The sequence below is a fragment of the Arcticibacter sp. genome, assembly GCF_045629565.1.
Lineage (GTDB): Bacteria > Bacteroidota > Bacteroidia > Sphingobacteriales > Sphingobacteriaceae > Arcticibacter.
Genome location: NZ_JAZQRL010000131.1, coordinates 1 through 6,409 on the forward strand (window position 1 = coordinate 1; position 6,409 = coordinate 6,409).

A 6,409-nucleotide genomic window follows, 5' to 3' on the forward strand; every position below is an offset into this window, starting at 1 on the left:
CCCTGATGTTGCCTCTGTTATCGATAATGGCCATGATAAGTACGGATATTTTGGTTTCTTTTACCGTCTCCTGAAATCAAATCTAGGTGGCCGAAAAGAAAAAACAAAGAAATAAATGACTTATTTTCAGCGTTATAACACCAATATCCTTCCTCTCTTCTCCGTCCTATCCGATCCGGACCTGTAAGCCTGAAACGGTTAGCATAACTAAACTCCAGCCTGTATAAAGTCCATGTTTTCATCACAAAACATGGACTTAAGATGCACTCAGGACAGCCGCTCTATAGCAACAGATAGACGAGGGTAGCTTCCGGCTATGAAGCTTATTTCTTCTTGGGCACTTTCGCCCCTTCCTTTTTCGCCTCTGACAAACCAATCGCAACCGCCTGCTTTTTAGAGGTAACTTTCTTTCCTGTTCCGGTTTTTAGCTTACCTTCCTTCATTTCATGCATCGCTTCCTCAACCTTTTCTCCTGCTTTTTTTGAATACTTTGCCATAGTGATATTTTAAGTTTAACATTCTGAATTTGTTATCATTACAACATAGCATCATCGGATAGGTTTATACAAATAAGAAAAGCAATTCGGACAAACAATTACGCGCCGGATTTCCTTTTATACTTGGAATAAACTACTAGCTATGGAAAATCAGGAAATGAATAAAAACGGACTACCGGAAGAAAATACCGGATCTGAACAAAGCAGAAACGACACAGCGGATACTGGGGATGACACCATCGGAGAGAATACAGAACTAACGCCGCTGGCACAGGAAATTCTCAAGGAAGAGGATGAACATGTAGAAGCAAAGAAGAATTCAGAAGACAAAGACTTCTCTGAGAAAAACGGATAGGTGGTATAGGGCATACCCTTATGCCCTATATTATTTAAAACTTCATAAACGGCCCGCACGAACAGGCTTAACTTCTTCAAAAACATCTACCGGCAAGATGGCTCCTTTGTCGTCGAAGCGCATCGGAGAGATGCATGTCTCGCGGTTATAGCCGTTTCCGCCCGGGATTTTAAACCGGTGGTAAGCGATGTACCACTCATCTTTCCCCGGCACCTGTACTACGGAATGATGCCCCGCCCCTTTGACAATTCCTTCACCTTTCAGCACCGGATTACGACTCGCTTTAACAAACGGACCCATAGGTGAGTCTGCCGTTGCATAAGCTACAGAATAGCGTGGATCACGCGTGTCGTATTCTGACCACATCAGGTAGTACCTGGAGTTTCTTTTAAACACAAATGCCCCTTCGTTGTAGCCTTCAGGCTTGAAACTTTTCACCTGCGACATATCAAAGGAGATCATATCATCATTCAGTTTGACTACATGGCAACTTCCCTGTCCGAAATACAGGTAGGCTGACCCGTCATCATCGACGAACACCATCGGGTCGATCATCTGCCCTTTGAAAGCAGCTCTTGGAACGAGGGGTTTCCCTAAGGGATCGGAAAAAGGACCTGTAGGTTTATCGGCTACTGCAACGCCGATATTCACATCGGCAGAATAGTAATAATAGTATTTGCCGTTCTTCTCTGCGATGGCCGGCGCCCAGGCACGTTCTGTGGCCCATCCGAGATCCTTCTTCAGGTTGAGAATGGTGCCCTCATTTTTCCATTTGACCATATCGGACGACGACCAGCAGGTAAAATAGTCGGACATCCAACCCTCAGTTCCATCCGTTGTTGGATAGAGATAAAATTTGTTACCGAAGGCGGCGATATGCGGGTCAGCGTAGACGCCCGGCAGTACCGCTGAAGGAACGCTGGCATTATTGAGATACCTGTACATCTCTGACGCGGCAAGCAGAAACGCGCCAACTCCGAAATCGGAAGTGGAGTTTTTATCGACAACCTGACCGGGAATCGCTCTCTCGCCGATTGGCTGAACAAAGCCTATCTTACCGTCAGCCTGCAAGGCCTGAGTCGTAAGGTATTTCCATGCCTTGTTAACAACAGGCATATACTCCTGCTGATCCAGGTAGCCGTTGTTGATTCCCCATAGCAGGCCGTAGGTAAAGAAGGCGGTTCCGCTGGTCTCCGGTCCGGGGGCATGAGCGGGATCGAGCATGCTCCTCGTCCAGTAACCTTCCGGCTGCTGGGCGTTCTTAACGGCTTCGGCCATGCCTTTGAATTTAGTAATGTATTCGTTCCTGTGCGGATCGTTTTCCGGCAGGTCCTTGAGCACCTTAGCGAGTCCTGCTATTACCCAGCCGTCGCCCCTCGCCCAGAAATCCTTTTTCCCATTAGCACTTTTATGCTTCGGATAGACATATTTGGCATCTCTGTAATAAAGCTTTTCGTCGGCGTCGTACATAATACTGTTGGCATAGCTGAAGTATTCATGAAGCTTCTCCAGGTATTGTTTGTTACCGGTCAGCTGATGGAGTTTGGTCATAACCGGCATAACCATGTACAGGCCGTCGGCCCACCACCAGTAATCTTGGTTGGGGGTGCTCATCTGGTATTCCATCACTTCAATAGCTCTGGCTATCTTCTTGGGGTCTTTGTCGAGCTTATAGAGATCAATATAGGTCTGGAAGCAGATCTGCCAGTCGCCAAACAGCACATAGTCGTCCTTCTCTCCATAGCTGTACTTCCATTCGGCTTTGTTGTCTGACTTAGCGCCCTTCCACTGGTTCGCCTCCGCCCAGGTTTCGGAATACTTGCGGTAGTCTTCGTTCCGGGTAATGGCATAGGCCTCCATGTTGCCGGTATGATAGGCGGCTACATGCCAAAAGGCATTGCCCGGCTGGGGGTGAGTGCTTTGCCAGTAACGGTTGACTCGGTTGATGATTTCCAATACATCGGTCTTAGAGCTGGCGACGGACGGCTGACTACTTCTTTTGGTAGCACAGGAACTCATCAATAGCAGCAGGATCGCACTGACATTTAATACAAGTTTATTCATGGTCTCTTAGTTATTTTAGCATCAGATGGTTTCTCCATCTTTCTTATTTACGGCTGGTTAGCCTGTTATTTCAGATGAAGTGCATGGTCGGCAGGGACATCCTGACCGCTCCATACCTTGGCCGAAGTCCAGAGTGCCGGCTTGGCTACCCAGAACTCGTCTTCCGGAGACAGGCCGAGCGGCAGCAGAATATCCGCGCAAAGATACAGGCTTCCGGTGGTGATATAAAAGTCTCCTAGCTGAGGTTGGTTTCCATATAATCCGATGGTCAGCCAACCGTCTTTGGTAAAAGAGTCGGGTCTCTCGAACGTCTTGCGGATAACGGCTGTTAAAGCGCCTCTGACCTGGGCAGGTTGGAGTGAACTGGGCAGACCTTTACGGTACGCCACGTCTGCCAGATGGTGGAACGCTCCTCCTCTGTATGTAATGGAGCGACCGGTGACGGGGAAGCTACCGTCGGCATTGACGAAGCGTTCCTGCAGCTCTGCGTAGCGTTGCGTAATCTTTGTAAAATCGGCTTTATACCAGTTGTAGCGACCGTTCTTCTGGTTAATAACCTCCAGAATGGCCGACATATATGGCTGTATGACGTAGCTGTTATAGTAATCGAGACTGAACTGCATGCCGTCTGAATACATGCCATCACCCGTATACCAGTGTTGGGCAAATTCGCGGATGCTGTATTCGATCCTGACGTCGTCATACTCCATTCCATATTTACAGAAGAAGGCTTCTATCATTCCGGAAAAGAGAATCCAGTTGGTATACACGGGGACGGTTTTGCGTGTGGCCAACAGCGCGGTCTGAACCTGTTGCTGAACCTCCTTATCGAGATGTTCCCATAGCCATGGGCACCGGATGAGTCCCAGCGCAAAGAAAGAGGCGTCGACCAGGGGTTGTCCGCCTTCCCATTGCATATAATCTTTCGCCTGAGGGTTTACCGCGTTGGCAATAGCCTGGAGTGTCCACTGGCGATACTGATTACGCAGAACCTGCTCTTCCTTGCTGCCACCTTCGGCATTCAGCCAGGGACCTATTCCGCTGAGTGTTCTTCCGAAAGCTTCGAGATACGCTACTTGGGTGCGATGGGTTTTGTTGTCAATGCGGTCGGATAGTATCACCGGCATATTTTCCTTTAGTTTGTCGGCAGCGAGGTTCTCAAGAACGGGACGGGATACACGCTGAAGATGGCTGAGCCAGAACTTCCTATCGTCGGTTGCTGCTGATTTTCTGGTTTGAGACTGAAGTGCAGTGTTCAAGAGCAGGCTAAAAGCCACGAAGAGTAAGACGTTAAATTTCATTGTATTTGGTTTTACAGGTTAAGCCTTAGGCAAGATATTAATATCCGGACAGTATTTATAATTTCCAGCTATCGTACCAGGTTATGCTAAGCTTTCCGTCTTTAACTTCCGCAGGTAGCCATAGGTAACGGCTGTCTTTTAAATCCTTCGGATTCCATTTATCGGCCATGAATATGAATTTGTTCGTTTTTCCGGAAACGGGTAAAATGAAGGTGGACTGGCCGCCAAAAGTTGTAGCTGCGTCGGGTCCCTGCATAGGATCTCCCTTATCTTCCCAGGGTCCCCATAGCGAGGATGCGACATGCACACTCGCCCTGTTTGGTGCCCATCCGGTACAGCCACTGGTAACCATGTAGTAGAGGTGGTTATGTCTGAAAATCGCCGGTGCTTCGCGGTGTTGGCTGAACAGCAGCTTGTCCGCTGCTGTAGGGCTCAGATAATCATCGGTCAACTTGGCGATACGCAAATCGTAGTTGTCTCTGGAGGAATAGATATGATATGCAGACTTGTCTTTGTCGACAAACAGGGTCATATCCCTCGACATATTCCCATTTGGCCTGAAACTTTCCAGGAACTTAAAGGGCCCGGTGGGACTGTCGCTGATAGCTACTGCTGCACGTGCAGCATCATATCCCCGGCCTTTCAATTCCAGATGAAACCACATGATGTACTTTCCGGTCTTTTCGTTATAGATCACTTTGGGACGCTCCATCAGACACCCTTTGGTAATATCGCTTTCGGGCGATTCTTCGGGTGCCAGGGCCAGGCCTTCGGCCTTCCAGTTATACAAGTCTTTGGAAGAATAAGCATTCACTCCTTCGGAGGCACGCTGACCACGTCTTTCTCCATACCAATAATAGGTTCCTCCGGAATACAGCAGACCTCCTCCGTGAGCGTTGATGACTTCTCCGGAGGTGTCTTTCCAGACAGTTCCCGGGGTAAATTGCGTTGGTGTTTGGGCTTTGGCTGGTGTGAGAATTGCAGTCAGAAGCAGTGTAAGAAAAGTGATCTGTGTAATAGAGAAGAACTCTTTCATAGAATCAGGTATTTTGGTCGGGTCCAAATTCGTCATTGAAGGCGACTTTCAGGGGGGTGTAAATGACCAAATACAGGGGGGCATTTGGTAGCAATAACCATCATTGCCCCCGTTTACGGGATACCTGAGGGGAAACTTAATTCGCCTGCCTGCAGCGCATTCAGATCGGTGAGGTGTGTCGATCAGATAAATGATAACCTTCAAAAGCTGGTGACAGACTGTCATATCAAAAATAATATCAACAAAGTAATCAAACAGTTATCTCTTACAACATCAACCATTATATCATAACAGACCTTTACTTTTTACGAGGATCGAACTCCAAAACATACACTGGCTGAGCCTCGATATTTGCTTTGCCTTCCCCGTCTATTTGCTGCACATTTTGAAGAAACAGGTTAAGAATCTTCTTTTGTTGCCAGAGTTCCGTATCGAAAGTCGGTTCCCAGGAACCGACTGAATTTTTTGTAAGATCAATGACATTCCAAAATCTCTTTCTGCGGTCGGAAATAGTAAGCGCAGACACCTTGCTTCCTCGTTCCTCGTCCCTGAAAATCATGAGAATAGCTGCCCTCTTACCGGCACCCGTCACCATTATCTGCGGCCTGGAGATCGGGATCGCTTTTGTTCCTGCTCCGCTCAGGCTGAACGGAGCCTTGCGGAAAGATGTCGAAATGGTTTCCCACTTTTTACCGTCATGATAGATGATCCGATACTGCGGAACCATCGAGGCAGGGTCTCTCCAGTAGGTGGCAATATACGGGTTGCCGGCTTCGTCGTTTGCCATGGAGGTTTGGTTGATAAGCTCACTCTTTTGTGGAATTAAACACGCATATTCAGCTGATTCCATGTTTATTGGAAGTTTATACTTTTCGCCAGTAGACCGCTCCCAGGTAAGCCCCCCATCGGTTGACCGGGCGTATGCCATGTCGTGATTGCTGGCCACATCGGGAGATTCCCTCCAGACCCAGGAGATGTGAAGAACACCATTCTGGTCGATAGAAGACTGACAATAGGCGTTGCGTTTTCCTTCACCGTCGATTAGATTCTGGTGTAACTGGGTCCACGTCCTGGTAGCTGTTTCATAGCGATTGATCACCAGATCACCTCTCCCTGAAGCTCCGTTCCGGTAAAGAAAAAGGAGGTTGCCATCGGC

Annotated in this window: 6 protein-coding genes; 1 reads left to right on the forward strand and 5 read right to left on the reverse strand. The window is 48.2% G+C overall.

Annotation, left to right across the window (positions count from 1 at the left end):
* Positions 1 to 323 precede the first annotated feature (323 nt).
* Positions 324 to 497 (reverse strand): DUF6496 domain-containing protein, encoded by a 174-nt coding sequence (locus ACKI5J_RS19275; protein ID WP_407431469.1) that lies wholly within the window; start codon positions 495 to 497, stop codon positions 324 to 326.
* 142 nt (positions 498 to 639) lie between these two features.
* Here ACKI5J_RS19275 and ACKI5J_RS19280 point away from each other — a divergent pair, with 142 nt between their 5' ends.
* Positions 640 to 852, forward strand: a complete 213-nt coding sequence (locus tag ACKI5J_RS19280; protein WP_407431471.1) for a hypothetical protein — start codon at positions 640 to 642, stop codon at positions 850 to 852.
* 42 nt (positions 853 to 894) lie between these two features.
* On the opposite strand, the gene ACKI5J_RS19285 is transcribed toward ACKI5J_RS19280, so the two are convergent.
* The 4 genes from ACKI5J_RS19285 to ACKI5J_RS19300 all read right to left on the reverse strand — a co-directional run.
* Entirely contained in the window at positions 895 to 2,916 is a 2,022-nt protein-coding gene (locus ACKI5J_RS19285) for a glycoside hydrolase family 88 protein (RefSeq protein WP_407431473.1), read from the reverse strand.
* 65 nt (positions 2,917 to 2,981) lie between these two features.
* Positions 2,982 to 4,217, reverse strand: a complete 1,236-nt coding sequence (locus ACKI5J_RS19290; protein ID WP_407431475.1) for a DUF2264 domain-containing protein — start codon at positions 4,215 to 4,217, stop codon at positions 2,982 to 2,984.
* Between the two features lie 55 nt (positions 4,218 to 4,272).
* Positions 4,273 to 5,253, reverse strand: coding sequence for a glycoside hydrolase family 43 protein (locus ACKI5J_RS19295; RefSeq protein WP_407431477.1), 981 nt, complete (start codon positions 5,251 to 5,253; stop codon positions 4,273 to 4,275).
* Positions 5,254 to 5,551: 298 nt separating this feature from the next.
* The coding region (locus ACKI5J_RS19300) for a BNR repeat-containing protein (RefSeq protein ID WP_407431479.1) at positions 5,552 to 6,409 on the reverse strand (858 nt) is incomplete at its 5' end.

Bases quoted from the DNA above. Each gene is read 5' to 3' on its own strand.
- ACKI5J_RS19275 (WP_407431469.1), bottom strand. From the start codon at position 497: ATGGCAAAGTATTCAAAAAAAGCAGGAGAAAAGGTTGAGGAAGCGATG.
- ACKI5J_RS19280 (WP_407431471.1), top strand. From the start codon at position 640: ATGGAAAATCAGGAAATGAATAAAAACGGACTACCGGAAGAAAATACC.
- ACKI5J_RS19285 (WP_407431473.1), bottom strand. From the start codon at position 2,916: ATGAATAAACTTGTATTAAATGTCAGTGCGATCCTGCTGCTATTGATG.
- ACKI5J_RS19290 (WP_407431475.1), bottom strand. From the start codon at position 4,217: ATGAAATTTAACGTCTTACTCTTCGTGGCTTTTAGCCTGCTCTTGAAC.
- ACKI5J_RS19295 (WP_407431477.1), bottom strand. From the start codon at position 5,253: ATGAAAGAGTTCTTCTCTATTACACAGATCACTTTTCTTACACTGCTT.